This is a genomic window from Aquimarina penaris, from assembly GCF_040786285.1.
Taxonomy (GTDB): domain Bacteria; phylum Bacteroidota; class Bacteroidia; order Flavobacteriales; family Flavobacteriaceae; genus Aquimarina.
Genome location: NZ_JBFMKQ010000003.1, coordinates 186,073 through 202,482 on the forward strand (window position 1 = coordinate 186,073; position 16,410 = coordinate 202,482).

Sequence of the window (16,410 nt, forward strand, 5' to 3'; positions counted from 1 at the left end):
CAATAATTAATAACTATGGGTTATCAGTTAGAGCTTAGACACTTTACCTATTTTTTGGCAGTTGCCGAAGAGTTACATTTTAGAAAAGCAGCGGATAGGTTGTTTATTTCTCAGCCAGGTTTGAGTCGACAGATTAAACAAATGGAAGAGATTATTGGAGCTCCATTATTTGTTAGAAATAAAAGAAATGTGAATTTGACTCCTGCCGGGCTTTATTTAAAGAAAGAATTGCATTATATCTTTAACCATATTGATTTTTCTATTAAACAGACTCGTTTAATTAATGAAGGAAAAGAGGGAGAAATACGTATAGGATTTTTAGGGTCTGCTATGCAAACTGTTATTCCTGAGTTGTTGATTAAATCAAATAAAGAATTTCCTGGGATACAGTTTAGTCTCGAGGAAATGTCGAATCACCTACAAGTTGATGCCATAGAAAAAGATCAACTGGATCTTGGATTTGTAAGACTTTCTAGAGTTCCTAATGGTTTAGAAATGAAAACGGTATATATCGATACTTTTTCTCTGGTTTTGCCAGAGAACCATCATCTTACTGTTGATACATTTAAAAAAATTGATCAGGTATCTAAGGAAAATTTTGTGTTATTTTCATCTGATTATAGTTCGCTGTACTACGATAAGATCATGAGTATATGTGAAGATAAAGGTTTTACGCCTAAGGTATCTCACAAATCTGTTCATGCTCAAACCATTTATAAATTGGTGGAGAGTGGATTAGGGGTGGCAATTGTTCCGACATCATTACAATATGGATTTGATCTCGGAGTTAAATTTTTAGAAATCCCTAGAATACCTCAAAAAGCAAAACTATCGGTAATTTGGAAAGAAAATAATCGTAATCCCGCCCTACAACAGATTAAAAACTTGTTAGAAGTGTAATGGATTTATTGCCAGTGTGATTATATTTTTTTATTTCTGGATAGTGTTCTTTACTTTTGATTTTTTGTTTTTAATTTCCTTTAATGTATTAATTGACGTTGAAGACAAATTAATACGCTAATGTTTGAGGTATGAGTTAGTATGAAGTAGATGAATGAATGTAGAAATGCTAATTACATTAGGACAGAAGAAATTTTACGTATTTTTTTTCGTTTATATAATAATTTTGCTCCAAATTTTTAAGTTATGATTAAAAAACTTCTTTTTATTGTTTTAGTTCTTTCTTTGTTTTCTAATAAGGTTAATGCTCAAGTAGAGTCTTTTGAAATGGGCTTTAAATTCGGGATTAATGTTGCAGATATTGTTGGTGATGATGCTAAACGATTTAACCCAAGAACAATTGTTCATGTGGGTTTAGCTGCAGAAGTTCCTATTAATGAATATTTAGCTCTGCAACCAGAATTATTATACTCTTTTCAAGGGGTGAAATACGATAGCGAAGAACCAAATTTTGAAAAAGAAATACTGAAATTAGATTATATTTATCTACCGGTAATGCTTAAGTATTACCCATTCTATGTAGTTCCTGGGTTTAGTATTGAAGTAGGTCCGCAGGTAGGATACTTGGCTTCAGCCGTACGACAGTTAAAAAATAATTTAAACGGTGCCGTAGAGAAGTCAGATATTGATGTTAAAGAATTTTATTCTGAAATTGATTATGCTGCAAATATAGGATTGGGGTATCAGTTTGAAATGGGTGCTTTTTTTCAAGCACGTTATACTATAGGCTTAGCTGATATTACAGACATTGAAGGCATCAATAATAACGATCTTAATCAACAAAATTCTGTCTTTCAACTATCAGTTGGAGTTAAGTTTTAAATAAAGCGTTTTTAAATATGTGCTATTATGGCATGGTATAGAAAAACTGTTCTTCGGTTATTTTACCATTGTTTACCTGATACACGGCAAGCTCTTCTATTTGCATTCGACCTTGACCTTTAAAAGTACAATCCATTTTCATTGTACAACTAAAGTGGCCTTCTGCAACTATAGGATCCGAAATTTCTCCTCCATGAAATTCTTCTACGGTAGCATACCAATCTTCGCTTTTTTTGGTTACGGCATCTTTGCCAGATACTGTTGAATTTGGTACACCAGGCATTTCCTTACTTACAATATTTTGATCATATAGTTCATTTATGGCTTGCATATTTTCACCGATACGGCAAAGTTCTACCAAACGATCTGCTACTTGTTGCGTGTTCATTGGTTTTAAGTTTTAAAGGTTTGTAATACAAAAAGATGCATATAAATTACAAAAAACTTTGCTCCAATTACTCTAAAAAAATGTTATATTTTTCTTAGTTAACGGCTTCTTTATAGATTTTTAAACATCGTTCACGTGCTATTTTATGATCTACAATTGGCAAAGGATAAGTGAGTTCGTTTATATCTTTTACCCAGGTATTGATATATTCTAATTTTTTATCAAACTTTGCAATCTGAGTAGTTGGGTTAAATATCCTAAAATATGGAGCAGCGTCTACACCAGAACCTGAAGCCCATTGCCAATTGCCTACATTGGCAGACATGTCATAATCCAATAGTTTTTCGGCGAAATAGGCTTCACCCCAACGCCAATCTATTAGTAAGTGTTTGCAAAGAAAACTGGCAACAATCATTCTTACCCTATTATGCATATATCCGGTTTGATTAAGTTGGCGCATTCCTGCATCTACTATAGGATACCCAGTTTCACCATTTTTCCATTTTCCAAATTCTGTTTCATTGTTACGCCAGTCTATCCTATCGTATTTTGGTCTAAAAGATTTATTTCGGGTATGCGGGAAATGCCAAAGTATTTGCATAAAAAATTCTCTCCAGATTAATTCTGACCAGAAAACTTCGTTATCCTGGGCAATGGCTTTTTGAACCATACCTCTTATTCCTACAGTTCCAAAACGCAAGTGCGGACCTAGTCTTGATGTGCTTTTTTCTATGGCAGGAAAGTTTCTGGTTGCTTCATAATTTTGAATTAGAGATGTGGATGCATCATAACTAGGAACTTTAATTGAAGACATGATAAACCCTAGTTCATCAAGGGACGTTTTTGGGAGTTCTGTGTTTTTAATTAAATTTTTTAGATACTGCCTCGTGTCATGTATTTCAATTTTTGAACTATTGAAGGCTTCTTTCCATTTGTTTTTATAGGGAGTGTACACAACATATGGCTTACCATCTGCTTTTACGATTTCATTTTTTTCAAAAATTACTTGGTCTTTAAAGGAACAGAATTCAATTTCGTTTTTGTTTAAAAGTGCTCCAATTTTAGTATCACGATCTTGTGCATAAGGCTCATAATCATGATTAGTATACACTTTTTGTATATCATATTCGGAAATTAGATTTTGAAAAACTGATTCTGGTCTTCCGTAAAATTGTGCTAAGGAGCTGTTGTATTTTCCCTGAAGCTCTTGACAGATTTTTTGTAAAGTTTCAAAAATAAATGTGACTCTTGCATCATTTTTTGGAAGAACATCTAAAATATTTTTATCAAAAATAAAAACTAGAAGTACAGGATGCTTCCCTTTAAGTGCATTTAATAACCCCACATTATCATCAAGTCTAAGATCTCTCCTAAACCAAAAGATGGATACTTTCTGATTCATTTAATTTATATTTAGCGTAGACATTCCGCCATCAACACCAATAACCTGGCCCGTAATCCAACTACTGTTGTCACTTAATAAAAAACTGGCGATATTTGCAATATCTTCTGCCTGTCCAACTCGTTTCATTGGGTGGCGATTATTCATTAATTCCTTTTTTTTGTCATTACCCAATAGCCTTTTCGCTAATGATGTATCGGTAAGAGAAGGAGCAATTACATTGACTCTAAATTGAGGAGCATACTCGGCAGCAAGTGCTTTTGCAAAACCTTCGATTGCTCCTTTAGCAGCGGCAATACTTGTATGAAAAGGCATGCCAACTTTTACCGCAACGGTACTAAAGAAAATTAAGCTTGCCTGATTAGAGTTCTTTATGTTGGGTAGTATACGGTGTATAATTTTAATTAAAAACATGAAATTAATCTGCATATCTTCTTCAAAAGCCTTTGGATCCAACATTTTAAAGGGTTTTAGGTTAATGCTTCCTGGGCAATATACAAATCCATCAATTCGATCGGGTAGCGTAGTGATGTCAATTTCGTCTTTGGAGGCGTCATAGGGAATATGAGTTACCTCTAAATTACCAAGGTTTTCATTAGTTCGAGAGGCTATAAAAATGTTGTGTTCATTATATAGTTTCAGAGCTATTTCAAAACCAATTCCATGGCTTCCTCCAATAAGTAGAATATTCTTTCTCATTATTCAATTTTTATGCAAATACAATGGGGTTAGCTGTTTGGGCGTCTAATGTTCCAAATAATTCTATAAGTTTCTTTTCACGGTATTTGAAAATTTCCTTAAGTTTTGGCTTTACTAGTATTGGATGTATGAGTTGTCCTAAAATTCCAAAGGGCACCTTATAATCGATAATATCTTCCATTTCTACACCTCCGGGTATTTCCTTTACAAAGTGCTTGTGGTGCCATAATGCATAAGGCCCAAAACGCTGCTCATCTACAAAATATTCTTTATCTCTAACGTGAGTAATCTCTGTAACCCATTTATTTTTTATTCCTGCAACAGGAGTAACTATATATTGTATAATTTGCCCAGGATACATTTTACGATCTGCACCTGATAGGATTTCGAATCCCATATAATCAGGAGTTATAATTTTTAAATTTCTTGGATCTGATAAAAATTCCCAAGCTTCATTGACAGATATAGGTAAGTTTTGTTTAGCCTTTAACGTATAGATTTTCATACTTCGAAATATTTGAAGTAAAAATACAACGATTTTGTTTAACTAAAAGTTATAATATGTTAAACAAAAAAATAATTCTTCATGTCAGAAATAGCATTCTGCCCAGGACTTTGCATCTTCAAGGTTATTGAAAAAAGTGAATGACTTGCCATATAATTGTTGCTCAATAATTGCATTATCTCTTTCTTTAGTATTACTAGAGACAATTGCAAGCCCTTTCATATTTGGTAATTGCCCTTGCTTATATATGTCTGGAGCGACATGAATAGTATACTTACGATGACTAATCATTAAAAAATCTGCTGACTTATAATGTTTACGTAATTTGTCTCTTATTACCGATGCTTTATCCAGATTAAAATCTACATTTTCGTTTAGGGTAAGTATAACGAACTGGTCATATAACTGCATTTGGCAAAATTCGTTAGAAAAATGCTCCATAATGGGGGATGTTTATTATACGATAAATATATGTTAAAAAGAATGAATAATGCAAATCCTAATACCCTAGATTGAAATAGAGGTCCTAACAATCATCACAACAGTTATCTGGTTTGACTAACTTACAAGTCACCACGGCTAATAAGGCTCCGATTATTGGAGCAACAAAATAAAGCCATTGATGTTCCCAATGTCCTGATAAAAGGGCAGGACCAAGAGACCTAGCAGGGTTCATAGATGCTCTAGTAATGGGGCCTGCGAACATGGCTTCTAATAATACGACACCACCTATTGCAATTCCGGCCATTGTTCCTGTTTCTTTAGAGCCGGTAGAAACATTTATGATAACGACCATAAGAAAATAGGTAAGTAATATTTCTAATATAAATGCTCTAAGATCATCAACCGTTGGTATTGTTCCACCTAAAAACTCACTTTGAGGAAATAAAAAAAGTAAAATACTACTTGCCAATATTGCACCTATGCATTGGGCTATTATATATTTAGGAACTTCTTTCCATTCAAATTTTTTAGCATAAGCAAAAGCAATGGTAACGGCTGGATTAAAATGTGCACCAGATATTTCTCCAAAAGCATAAATCATGGCCATAACAATTAGCCCCCATGTGATTGCAATTCCTACATGCGTGACATCGCCACCAGTTACTTCATTAATGGTCATAGCACCAGTACCGCAAAATACTAAGCTAAAAGTTCCAATACTTTCTGAAATATATTTTTGCATGATCATCTTAATATGGCGACAAATATACTATTACTTATTTTAAGTTTTTGTTAACTCTTAATGTAAGTGTATTCCTTATTTTCGTTATTAATAATCAAACAAACTAAATTCTACACAATGAAAAAAATTGTATTATTTCTTTCTGCGGCTTTGTTATCTTTTGGGATAGAAGCTCAGGTTAAAACCCCACAACCTAGCCCATCTTCTAAAATTGAGCAGGTTATTGGATTGACAGATGTTTCTGTTGAATACTCACGTCCTAGTATGAGAGGAAGAACTATTTTTGGAGACTTGGTACCTTTTGATAAACTTTGGAGAACAGGTGCTAATAAAAACACACAGATTACTTTTAGTGATGATGTAAAAGTAGGTGGTAAAGAACTGAAAAAAGGTACGTATGCTATTTTTACTAAGCCTGGTAAAGAGAATTGGGAAGTAATTTTTTACAGTGATGCTAACAATTGGGGTACTCCTAGAGAATGGGATGATGCCAAAGTTGCTGCTAAAGTTTCTGTAAAGCCGACTGAAATTCCTGTAAATATAGAGACTTTTACAATCGTGTTTAGCGATTTTAAAATGGATTCTGCTCTATTAAATTTTTTATGGGCTAAAACAGAAGCAGCGGTAAAAATTGAAGTTCCTGCAAAAGAAACTGCTATGGCAAGTATCGAAAAAGTGATGGCTGGACCATCTGCTGGAGATCATTACCAAGCAGCAGTATTTTATAAAAATATCGAAAATTTTGATAAGGCTAAAGAACATATCGACAAAGCAATTTCTCTTCGTAAAGAGCCTGCTTTTTGGTATCACAGACAGCAGTCATTAATTTATGCTAAAAAGGGGGATAAAGATGGTGCAATAAAAGCAGCTAAAACTTCGTTAGAATTAGCAGAAAAGGCAGGTAATGCTGATTACGTAAAATTGAATAAAGATTCCCTTGCAGAGTGGGGAGCTAAATAAACACTCTTTTTCACACACAAATCATGAAAAGCGTTCTGTATCTACAGGACGCTTTTTTTCTTAGCTAATCCTCATCACCCAGAAAAAAGATCTCTTTAATTTACTTTCTAAGTATAATCCAATCCGATTTCTTTGCGAACAGCATCCAAAAGACGCATTAATTGTAAGCTTTTTTCAAAAGTCATTATAGTGCTTTCTGTATGATTTTGTGATAACATTTCCTGAGCATGAATAGCTTCAAAACTATACCCATTTGTGTTAACTTCAAATTCTAAAAATTCTGATTTTCCATCCTTTAAAAGTGTAACAGAAGAAGGTTCATGAAAGCGACTATTGATAATAATTGTTCCATTTTCGAAGGTTATGATCGCTTCGGTATTCGTTTTTTGAGTGATAGCACTAAATAATGAAGCAGTGACACCATTTTTATATAAGAGTTGCATTGTACAGGTTTCGTCAACCCCTGTTTTTCCAAAAGTAGCTTTTGCTTCTATTTCTTCAGGATACCCTAAAATACTTAAAGCTGCAAAAAGCGGGTATATACCAACATCGAGTAGACTGCCACCACCCAGCTTCTTATTAAATATTCGTCCTTCGGGGTCAAATGATGTTGCAAAACCGAAATCGGCTTTTAGGCTTTTAATTTTTCCAAATTCTTTAGATGCTAATAGCTGTAAAACATATTGGTAATGAGGTAAAAAATAGGTCCAAAGGGCTTCCATTAGAAAAACCTGATTTTGTTTTGCAACCGTAATCATTTCTTGGACCTGACTCGAATTCATAGCGAATGGTTTTTCACATAATACGGCCTTTTTATTAGTAAGGCACATAAGTGTATTTTCATAATGAAAAACGTGTGGAGTGGCTATATAGATGATATCAATATTTGGATCTTTACATAGTGATTCATAATCGCCATAAGAATTAAAGGCATTAGATTTTGTTGCAAATTCTTGAGCTCTATTAAGATTTCTGCTTGCTACACCATAAAGATTTCCATTTGGTATGGATTGCAGATCTTCGGCAAATTTATGAGCAATTTTACCGCAACCTAAAATTCCCCATCGTATGTGTTTATTTCGATTCATTCATTTAAAATAACATTGGACTAAGTTCAAAAATAATTAAAATGAAATACTTCGGTTTATCAAAAAAACATGATTTAGAGTATTTCTAAGCATTGTGATTACCTCAATTTTTGATGTATTATTAGAAATTCTAAGTATTTTTGAGATTATTGTAAATAATATGCTCTAAGGTGTTTATAACTAGGTTTTTAAAGAAGGTTTTGTTAAATTTAAGTTACTCACTAATTAGAACCTCACCACCATGAATTACAAAACTTCAACGAAAACGGCAATTTCTACACGACAACCATACTTTATGAGATTAAGTCTTATGAATAATGAACTTACTAGTATGCTCTCTAAACTAAATTCTTATCGTTGCGAACCTTGCACCTATGCAATGTATGATCAATATACAGAATTAAATACTAAAGGGCGTTTATTAAAGCAGACCATTGATGATATTGTACAAAAAATTAAGAATTCAATAAAATCATCAAAAGAAGTAAAAGAAGAGATTAATGCGATCATGATTACCTATCATAAATTTCAAAAATCCCTCTCTTCGTATTTAACAGAAGCGGTCATTCATCACTAATACTTTTTATATTATTCTGACGATGGATTGGGGCTTGATCCAATTAATGATTGCATGATCATTGCTATGGCAATAACCAACACACAACCAAATAAATTGAGCCATAAGTAGGGCATCCAATCATAATACCAACCAATAATTACAATTATCTGGGTAATCAGTGCTGCAATAAAAGTGGCGTTACTGTGCACGAATTTTATAAAGAAAGCCAGTAAGAATATACCCAATACATTTCCGTAGAAGATAGAACCGATGATGTTGACCAACTGAATTAAATTATCAAAGAGATTAGCAAAACAAGCAACTAAAATTGCCAAAACACCCCAGGTTAATGTGAAGAATTTAGAAGCGTTCACATAATGCTTGTCTGTTTTTTCTTCTTTTACGTTTCGTTTATATAAATCGATAGTGGTCGTAGAAGCTAATGCATTTAATTCTGAAGCCGTAGATGACATGGCTGCAGATAAAATTACTGCTAATAATAATCCGATCAATCCACGGGGTAAGTTATTTAGAATAAAGTGTATAAAAACATAATCTTTATCGTTGGTTTCTACATCTTGGTCTGCTTTTTTGATTAATGCTTTTGCGGCATCGCGAACTTGTTTATCTGCTAGATTAAGATCTTGTATTGAAGCTTTATTAGCTTCGATTTTGTTATCGGTTATATACTTTTGGATATATGTTTCTTTAAGCTCATTAACTTCAGTAAGTTTATGTTCAAGATTTTTATATTCTTGGGCATATTCTGAGTTCTGAATAACCTCTGCTGCCTTAGGGTTAAAATTAAGCGGTGAAGGATTAAACTGGTAAAACACAAAAACCATTACACCTACCAATAAAATAAAAAACTGCATGGGTACTTTGAGTAATCCATTAAAAAGTAACCCCAATTGACTTTCTTTAATAGATTTACCCGATAAGTATCGTTGTACCTGGCTTTGGTCTGTGCCAAAATAAGAGAGTGCTAAGAAACTTCCGCCAATGATACCACTCCAGAATGTATAGCGATTGTCTAGGTTAAATGAAAAATCAAGTACTTCCATTTTGCCACTGGCACCGGCTATATCTAATGCTTTAGAGAATGTAATACCTTCTGGGAGATAACTTATGATTAAGAAAAATGCAATAAACATCCCGGTAAAGATGACTGCCATTTGTTGTTTTTGAGTAATATTTACGGCTTTGGTACCGCCCGATACTGTGTAAATTATAACTAATATTCCTATGATGATATTTAGGATAGTAAGATCCCATCCCAAAACTGCAGATAGTATAATTGCTGGAGCAAAAATGGTAATTCCTGCTGCCAATCCTCGTTGTATTAAAAATAGTATTGCAGTAAGACTACGTGTTTTTTGATCAAATCTACTTTCTAGGTATTCATATGCTGTATATACATTAAGTTTATGATATAATGGAATAAAAACCAAACAAATGACCACCATGGCAATCGGAAGCCCGAAGTAAAATTGTACGAAACCCATTCCGCTATGAAATGCCTGCCCTGGGGTAGATAGAAATGTGATCGCACTGGCCTGGGTTGCCATTACCGAAAGCCCTACGGTCCACCACTTTGCTTCGTTGCCTCCACGGATATATTCTTGTACGTTTTTACTACCCTTCGTTTTCCAGGCTCCGTATAAAACAATAAATAACAAAGTTACGGAGAGTACGATCCAATCTATGGTTTGCATATAGTTATAATCAATGAATTAATAAACGAATTAAAAAGAGAATAATCCTATCATTAGGAATACATATTTGTTATCAAATAGAATAATAAAATGTACAGTGCATTAGCAACTAATACCGCTGAGTACAATTTTTTCCAAACGAATTTTTCTTTTGATTCTTTCATGCGTTACGGATTATTTTCCTAAAGATAACATATTAGCAAAAAGACGATATGCCCCAGGAACACCTGCCGGGAATTCTCTAAAAAAGCTAAGTCCGGTATAGATATAGTATCCTTTTCCATGTTTGGCAATTAACAAAGGTCCTTTCTTTTGTGATTCTCCTTTATCATTTGAAGCCAGAATAGCCGTATATTCTTTTGACCATTCATTGGGGAAATACAATCCACGCTCCTGAACCCATCCCTTAAAGTCATCTTTGGTGATTTTATTAGGAGAATTTAAAACTTGATGATCGGGAGCTAAAAAAGTTATCTCGGCATTCTCATCGGTTACTCGATCTCTGGATAGTTTTAATGGATACGGGCCTAGGTTTTCTTTAACCTTTAGTCTGTGGCTGGTATTGTATTGGATAATTAAATTCCCTCCGGATTTTACATAATCTAATAAATACTGTTGCTTGAATTTTAATTGTTCTACAGTATTATACGCTCTAATTCCTACCACTATCGCATCGAAAGGTTTTAGTATCTCTGGCGAAATTGATTCGGGATCAATAGTGGTAACATTATAACCGATTTGTTGTAAACTTTCTGGAACAGCATCTCCGGCACCTTCTATATATCCAATGTTTTGACCTTTCTTTTGGATATTCAAACGCACAACTTTCGTTTCTGAAGGGATTACTAGAGTTTGATAGGGGATATGGTCGTAATCTATAGTGATTACATCTTTAGAAAATACCTCTCCATTGATTTCTACCAAGGGTGAAATATAACCTTCGCTTTGATTTTCTGGCGCTGTAAGAGTGAAGGTTATTGTTTTTTCTTCTCCTTTCTGTGTTAAACTGAAATCAATCTTCTCTGGTGATACTTTCCAACCTTGCGGGTGTGCTAAGGAAATAGCGCCTTTTATATTGGATTTACTTGCTTTTAGAATAACAGGAATCTGTTTTGATGGTCCATTGGCATAAATAACTACTTTGTCTTTAATATGTGCAGAAATCACAGGGACAACTTCAAAAGGTTTATACACTTCGCCTTTTACAGGGTCATTAGTTTTGTATACTATTTCTTTTGAAAAAGGAACAGAAACACCTTCTATCTCCAGATTAAATAATGCCTTAATCTTATGATCGGTTTCGGGTTTACCGATTATTTTTTGATCGTTAACCAGATACATCCCTAACGTCCCTTTTTCATTTAACCAATATGGATTTGTATAGTCAAAATCATTTGGAATCATTCCTTTAAATTCGAAATTATTTTTAATATTATAAGTAAGAACTTTTTCTGAAGTATCATTTACATTGAGGGCATCAATTGTAATAGATTTTAAAATAATATTTGATGTACTTCTATTAATCACCTCTAATTTTAAATTTATTTCACTTCCTTTAGTAGAATAAGCTTCTTCGGCTACAGCTTCAACATAAAGTCCAGAAGCCCCAGCAATGATGTCTTTAATTTCTTTAGATTTTATAGTTTTCCAGTGTTGATCTTCTATTTGTAGAATTAACTGATATGCCTGTATAAGCTTTGGTATTGAAGAAGCAGGGTTTCTAAAATCAAAATCTTTTTCTACTTGATATAGGATGTCTCCAATTGCTTTTCCTCCTTCGATACGATTCCAGGAAGTATCTATCCCTTCAAAAATATTAGTTTTGTCCTTGGGTAATTCTCCCTTTATTAATTCGATATATTCGCTTAATTTACCACGGGTTCCGGTACTACCAAACCCCTGAGATTTATGTTGACTTCGGCTTAATGATGCAATCTCTGTATTCGAGAGTCCAAGAGCCGGGTAATACACTCCTGTATCAAATTCTAACATTTTGGATTTGTCAGCTTTTTCGAAATTTTCTCTACTACCATAGAACCACCAAGAAGTATTAAAAAATAATCTTTTTGGTTGCCAGATTTTGGTATACTGAAGTTGATCAGGGTAGATTTCTTTATTGTTAGTAAGATCAAAAGCTTCTGCACTTAGCATGGCAGACGAAGTATGATGTCCATGGGTACTACCCGGAGTTCTATGATCAAAACGATTTATAATAACGTCGGGTCTAAATTTTCGAATAGCCCAAACCACATCACTTAATACTTCTTTTTTATTCCATATAGAAAGTGTTTCGTCTGGATGTTTAGAATAACCAAAATCATTAGCGCGTGTAAATAGCTGTTCTCCACCATCAGTTTTTCTTGCTGCTAATAATTCTTGGGTTCGTATAACGCCTAATTGCTCTCTTATTTCTGGGCCTACAAGGTTTTGTCCACCATCTCCACGAGTCATCGATAGATATGCCGTTCTTGCTTTTACATGATTAGACATGAATGAAATTAGCCTTGTGTTTTCGTCATCTGGGTGCGCGGCAACGTATAAAACTGAACCTAAAAAATTAAGTTTTTTGATAGATTCATGAATCTCTGATGCATTTGGTTTATTAGGTTGTTGTGCCCTCGACATAAAAGGTATTAGCACGCTAAGGCTGACAAAAAGAAGTGTTTTTCGCATAATTGTGGCTGCAATTTTAATAGTAATGCACCAAATATATAAAGATAAAATTCTCAGAAAAGTTGTTTAAGGATACTTTAACAAGGATCCTATGTTCTAATGGTATGTGGGATTTACTTCTTTTTTCTTTCTACAAATTCTAATTGATCAAGAGCAACATTCGTGGTAAAAATACCATAATTAACAACTGCTTTTCCTTTTTCGATAGTGTCAATAGTTCCTGTAGACTTTCCGTCAATCATTCTCACTTTATCACCAACTTTTAATGTAACCTTAGGTTTTTGTTGAATAATCTTTTCTTCTTTCTTTTTCTCTTCTTTTTTCTTTTCTCGAATAACTTCAACTTTTTTCTCTACTTCTTTAACGACTTTTTGCTCTTTGGCTTTCTCGACTTTTCTTTGTTTGGCAGATAGCTTTTTTCGTTTTGAATTTTCGATTTGTACAATTTTCATAAACTCATCGATCAATTCACGTTTCTTTTTGTTATTGAAGTACTTTTCGTTTAGGTCATCAATTTTTTGGCCTAGGTAAATCATCTTTTGATTGCTATCATATAGTTCTTGATAACTTTCTAATTTGCGTTGTATGCGATCATTTGTTTTTTCTAAACGCTCTTTTTCTTCTTCTGCTTTTTGCTCTTTAGTTTTTAGAGAAGATGTTGTTTTTTGAAGTTTAGATCGCTCTTTTTGAAGGTTAGCAATACTCTTGTCGAAACGAATTTTGCCTCGTTCTACTTTTTTCTTTGCTTTGTTAATCAAGCTGTATGGAATACCGTTTTTTTGAGCTACTTCAAACGTAAATGAACTACCCGCTTCTCCTAGGTGCAACTTAAAAAGCGGTTCTAATGTTCTGGCATCGAATAACATATTTGCATTGGTCATATTGGGCAACTCATTAGCTAACATTTTTAGGTTTGCATAATGAGTGGTGATAATCCCATACGATTCTCGTTCATAAAATACTTCTAGAAAGGCTTCGGCTAAAGCCCCACCAAGTTCTGGATCACTACCAGTACCAAATTCATCAATAAGAAATAAGGTCTTTTCATTGCATTTTCGTAGAAAATAGTTCATGTTTTTTAAACGATAACTATAGGTGCTCAAATGATTTTCTATGGATTGATTATCTCCAATATCGGTTAGGATTGTATTAAATAAACACATTCTACTATATTCATGAACAGGTATTAACATTCCGCTCTGAAGCATTATCTGTAATAAACCGATCGTTTTTAAAGTGATACTTTTACCACCTGCATTGGGTCCAGAAATTACAATGATTCGATTATTTTGATCAAGTGATATGGTTTGCGGATATGTCTTTTCTTGTTTAGCTTTATTGGTAAGATAGAGTAGTGGGTGATAAGCCTCTTTTAGGGTTAATTCTCTATTTGATGAAATTTTTGGTAAAACTGCATTTAGTTTACGGGCATATTTTGATTTTGCCGAAACAATATCTATATCACTCAGATATTCCTGATATTCTTGCAAGAGTTCTATATGCGGGCGTAATTTATTGGTAAGTTCCTTCAGTATTTTTACGATTTCTTCACGTTCTTCATATTGCAGATTACTTAGTTCTCGGCTATATTGAAGCGTAGCTTCGGGTTCGATGTATACAATACTTCCGGTTTTAGAACTGCCCATAATAGCACCTTTTACCTTACGACGATACATTGCAGATACAGCTAATACTCTACGGTTATCTACGACACTCTCCTTAATTTCATCAAGATAACCAAGACCATTATACCTTGATAAATCTTTTCCGAAACTACCATTTAATTTTCCTTGAACACTATTAATTTCTCTTCTTAGTCCTTGTAATGTCGTAGAGGCATTATCTTTTACTTCTCCAAATTTATCTATTATGACTTCGATTTGATTGATAATTTCTTTGGTAAAATGTACTTTGGTAGAAGTTTGGTATAAAACAGGATAGAGCTCCTTATTTGATCTAAAAAAAGCTAATAAATCATTGCAAGTGCTACTTACAGATACAATTCTTTTAAGATTGGGAGCCTCTAAAAAAGTGTTCTCAATATTTAATAGTTGTATTTCTTTATTGATACTTTCGAAACCATGATTGGGGATTTTGGCATCATTTAGATATGAAGATTTGTATTCATATACTTCTTGTAATGCAACATTGAGTTGTTCTTCAGTATTGAAAGGGACAATTTGTACAGCTTTTGATTTTCCGAAATCAGTGTTGCAAAGTTCTGCAACGTGAGTAAGCACGGTATCAAATTCTAGATCGTCTAATGTTTTTTTAGAAATACGAATCATACTTTTTTTTACCCTATTTTTGGGTTATATTCCATCGATTTTTGAACGAAGCAAAAGTACATAATTACAACAATTTTTATCATCTATATGAATGTAAATATCGAATCTGGTTGGAAAGACCAACTTAAAGATGAATTTAATAAGCCTTATTTTTTAAGTTTAGTAGATTTTGTAAAAACAGAATATCAAAATTATACGTGTTACCCAAAAGGATCAGATATTTTTTCTGCATTTGATTATTGCAGTTTTGACGATGTTAAGGTTGTAATTATTGGCCAGGATCCGTATCATGGTGTAGGGCAAGCAAATGGTTTGTGTTTCTCAGTTAATGATAATGTGTCTATGCCACCTTCTTTAATTAATATTTTTAAGGAGATTGAAACAGATTTGACTATTCCTTTTCCTACCAATGGAAATTTACAACGTTGGGCAAAACAAGGAGTTTTATTATTAAATGCTACATTAACAGTTCAAGCTCATCAAGCAGGATCACATCAAAATAAAGGTTGGGAAAAGTTTACCGATGCCGTTATTAAGACGGTGTCTGATAAAAAAGAAAATGTTGTTTTTTTATTGTGGGGAGGTTTTGCAAAGAAAAAAGGAGCAAAAATTGATAGAACTAAGCACTGTGTTTTAACTAGTGGTCATCCATCTCCTTTAAGCGCTAATAGAGGGTATTGGTTTGGTAACAAACATTTTAGTAAAACAAATGAATACCTGAAGGATAAAAAACAATCTAATATAGATTGGTAATTATGCAGCGTTAGGAATCTCTTCTGCTTTCGACTTACTGTTGGATATTGAATTAATTCTAACTTTGCCTCTTTTTGATTTCTTTTTATCTGCATCAATAGATTGCATGCTAAACTTTAGTAGGATAAAATTGAAGGTGATAAGACCTGCCAATATCAGAATAAATGTAACCATAGTAGATTTGTTTTATTTAATTATTAGATGCACTTACTTTAAAATGGTTGCTTGTGTGATAATAATTAATTCTTGGGGTAGGCTGCGCAAATGTACAAAAATATTTTAATTATGTATATAGTTGTTTACTAGATGTTTAATAATTAAACATTTGTTATAAATTTGCTAATTGAACGAATTATATCATACTTTTCATCTTAATTTTTAGAACATCCTCTACTATATAACGCGTGATTTT

The 16,410-nt window shown here is 33.3% G+C and carries 16 protein-coding genes; 5 read left to right on the forward strand and 11 right to left on the reverse strand.

Annotation, left to right across the window (positions count from 1 at the left end; genetic code table 11):
* Positions 1-15: 15 nt before the first annotated feature.
* Positions 16-900, forward strand: a complete 885-nt coding sequence (locus tag ABW637_RS14640) for a LysR family transcriptional regulator (protein WP_367585458.1) — start codon at positions 16-18, stop codon at positions 898-900.
* Positions 901-1,146: 246 nt separating this feature from the next.
* Positions 1,147-1,782, forward strand: coding sequence for a porin family protein (locus tag ABW637_RS14645; protein WP_367585459.1), 636 nt, complete (start codon positions 1,147-1,149; stop codon positions 1,780-1,782).
* 25 nt (positions 1,783-1,807) lie between these two features.
* Here the strand turns inward: ABW637_RS14645 and ABW637_RS14650 are convergent, their stop codons facing one another.
* The 6 genes from ABW637_RS14650 to ABW637_RS14675 all read right to left on the reverse strand — a co-directional run bounded on the left by ABW637_RS14650 (position 1,808) and on the right by ABW637_RS14675 (position 5,962).
* Positions 1,808-2,170, reverse strand: a complete 363-nt coding sequence (locus tag ABW637_RS14650) for a SnoaL-like domain-containing protein (protein WP_367585460.1) — start codon at positions 2,168-2,170, stop codon at positions 1,808-1,810.
* A 94-nt stretch (positions 2,171-2,264) separates the two neighbouring features.
* A complete protein-coding gene (locus ABW637_RS14655) occupies positions 2,265-3,572 on the reverse strand; it encodes a cryptochrome/photolyase family protein (protein WP_367585461.1) in 1,308 nt (435 codons plus the stop codon).
* A complete protein-coding gene (locus ABW637_RS14660) occupies positions 3,573-4,271 on the reverse strand; it encodes an SDR family NAD(P)-dependent oxidoreductase (protein ID WP_367585462.1) in 699 nt (232 codons plus the stop codon).
* Positions 4,272-4,281: 10 nt separating this feature from the next.
* Positions 4,282-4,776 (reverse strand): SRPBCC family protein, encoded by a 495-nt coding sequence (locus ABW637_RS14665; RefSeq protein WP_367585463.1) that lies wholly within the window; start codon positions 4,774-4,776, stop codon positions 4,282-4,284.
* Between the two features lie 84 nt (positions 4,777-4,860).
* Positions 4,861-5,217: a P-loop NTPase family protein gene (locus tag ABW637_RS14670; protein WP_367585464.1), complete on the reverse strand. Its 357-nt coding sequence runs from the start codon at positions 5,215-5,217 to the stop codon at positions 4,861-4,863.
* An 85-nt stretch (positions 5,218-5,302) separates the two neighbouring features.
* Positions 5,303-5,962, reverse strand: coding sequence for an MIP/aquaporin family protein (locus ABW637_RS14675; protein WP_367585465.1), 660 nt, complete (start codon positions 5,960-5,962; stop codon positions 5,303-5,305).
* Between the two features lie 117 nt (positions 5,963-6,079).
* Here ABW637_RS14675 and ABW637_RS14680 point away from each other — a divergent pair, with 117 nt between their 5' ends.
* Positions 6,080-6,922 (forward strand): DUF2911 domain-containing protein, encoded by an 843-nt coding sequence (locus ABW637_RS14680; RefSeq protein ID WP_367585466.1) that lies wholly within the window; start codon positions 6,080-6,082, stop codon positions 6,920-6,922.
* A 107-nt stretch (positions 6,923-7,029) separates the two neighbouring features.
* Here ABW637_RS14680 and ABW637_RS14685 read toward each other — a convergent pair whose 3' ends face one another.
* On the reverse strand, positions 7,030-8,010 hold the full coding sequence (locus tag ABW637_RS14685) for a Gfo/Idh/MocA family protein (protein WP_367585467.1): 981 nt from the start codon (positions 8,008-8,010) through the stop codon (positions 7,030-7,032).
* A 241-nt stretch (positions 8,011-8,251) separates the two neighbouring features.
* Between ABW637_RS14685 and ABW637_RS14690 the strand changes: the two genes are divergently transcribed.
* Positions 8,252-8,587 (forward strand): hypothetical protein, encoded by a 336-nt coding sequence (locus ABW637_RS14690; protein WP_367585468.1) that lies wholly within the window; start codon positions 8,252-8,254, stop codon positions 8,585-8,587.
* An 11-nt stretch (positions 8,588-8,598) separates the two neighbouring features.
* Here the strand turns inward: ABW637_RS14690 and ABW637_RS14695 are convergent, their stop codons facing one another.
* The 3 genes from ABW637_RS14695 to ABW637_RS14705 all read right to left on the reverse strand — a co-directional run bounded on the left by ABW637_RS14695 (position 8,599) and on the right by ABW637_RS14705 (position 15,245).
* Positions 8,599-10,284: a sodium:solute symporter family protein gene (locus ABW637_RS14695; protein ID WP_367585469.1), complete on the reverse strand. Its 1,686-nt coding sequence runs from the start codon at positions 10,282-10,284 to the stop codon at positions 8,599-8,601.
* Between the two features lie 174 nt (positions 10,285-10,458).
* Complete coding sequence (locus ABW637_RS14700) at positions 10,459-12,957, reverse strand: PIG-L family deacetylase (protein ID WP_367585470.1); 2,499 nt, start codon at positions 12,955-12,957, stop codon at positions 10,459-10,461.
* Between the two features lie 113 nt (positions 12,958-13,070).
* Entirely contained in the window at positions 13,071-15,245 is a 2,175-nt protein-coding gene (locus tag ABW637_RS14705) for an endonuclease MutS2 (protein WP_367585471.1), read from the reverse strand.
* 87 nt (positions 15,246-15,332) lie between these two features.
* Between ABW637_RS14705 and ung the strand changes: the two genes are divergently transcribed.
* Positions 15,333-15,998, forward strand: a complete 666-nt coding sequence (gene ung, locus ABW637_RS14710; RefSeq protein ID WP_367585472.1) for a uracil-DNA glycosylase — start codon at positions 15,333-15,335, stop codon at positions 15,996-15,998.
* Here the strand turns inward: ung and ABW637_RS14715 are convergent, their stop codons facing one another.
* Complete coding sequence (locus tag ABW637_RS14715) at positions 15,999-16,172, reverse strand: hypothetical protein (RefSeq protein WP_367585473.1); 174 nt, start codon at positions 16,170-16,172, stop codon at positions 15,999-16,001.
* Positions 16,173-16,410: the final 238 nt, after the last annotated feature.

Excerpts from the sequence above, each read along its gene's own strand:
- ABW637_RS14640 (WP_367585458.1), top strand. The coding sequence starts at position 16 with ATGGGTTATCAGTTAGAGCTTAGACACTTTACCTATTTTTTGGCAGTT.
- ABW637_RS14645 (WP_367585459.1), top strand. The coding sequence starts at position 1,147 with ATGATTAAAAAACTTCTTTTTATTGTTTTAGTTCTTTCTTTGTTTTCT.
- ABW637_RS14650 (WP_367585460.1), bottom strand. The coding sequence starts at position 2,170 with ATGAACACGCAACAAGTAGCAGATCGTTTGGTAGAACTTTGCCGTATC.
- ABW637_RS14655 (WP_367585461.1), bottom strand. The coding sequence starts at position 3,572 with ATGAATCAGAAAGTATCCATCTTTTGGTTTAGGAGAGATCTTAGACTT.
- ABW637_RS14660 (WP_367585462.1), bottom strand. The coding sequence starts at position 4,271 with ATGAGAAAGAATATTCTACTTATTGGAGGAAGCCATGGAATTGGTTTT.
- ABW637_RS14665 (WP_367585463.1), bottom strand. The coding sequence starts at position 4,776 with ATGAAAATCTATACGTTAAAGGCTAAACAAAACTTACCTATATCTGTC.
- ABW637_RS14670 (WP_367585464.1), bottom strand. The coding sequence starts at position 5,217 with ATGGAGCATTTTTCTAACGAATTTTGCCAAATGCAGTTATATGACCAG.
- ABW637_RS14675 (WP_367585465.1), bottom strand. The coding sequence starts at position 5,962 with ATGCAAAAATATATTTCAGAAAGTATTGGAACTTTTAGCTTAGTATTT.
- ABW637_RS14680 (WP_367585466.1), top strand. The coding sequence starts at position 6,080 with ATGAAAAAAATTGTATTATTTCTTTCTGCGGCTTTGTTATCTTTTGGG.
- ABW637_RS14685 (WP_367585467.1), bottom strand. The coding sequence starts at position 8,010 with ATGAATCGAAATAAACACATACGATGGGGAATTTTAGGTTGCGGTAAA.
- ABW637_RS14690 (WP_367585468.1), top strand. The coding sequence starts at position 8,252 with ATGAATTACAAAACTTCAACGAAAACGGCAATTTCTACACGACAACCA.
- ABW637_RS14695 (WP_367585469.1), bottom strand. The coding sequence starts at position 10,284 with ATGCAAACCATAGATTGGATCGTACTCTCCGTAACTTTGTTATTTATT.
- ABW637_RS14700 (WP_367585470.1), bottom strand. The coding sequence starts at position 12,957 with ATGCGAAAAACACTTCTTTTTGTCAGCCTTAGCGTGCTAATACCTTTT.
- ABW637_RS14705 (WP_367585471.1), bottom strand. The coding sequence starts at position 15,245 with ATGATTCGTATTTCTAAAAAAACATTAGACGATCTAGAATTTGATACC.
- ung (WP_367585472.1), top strand. The coding sequence starts at position 15,333 with ATGAATGTAAATATCGAATCTGGTTGGAAAGACCAACTTAAAGATGAA.
- ABW637_RS14715 (WP_367585473.1), bottom strand. The coding sequence starts at position 16,172 with ATGGTTACATTTATTCTGATATTGGCAGGTCTTATCACCTTCAATTTT.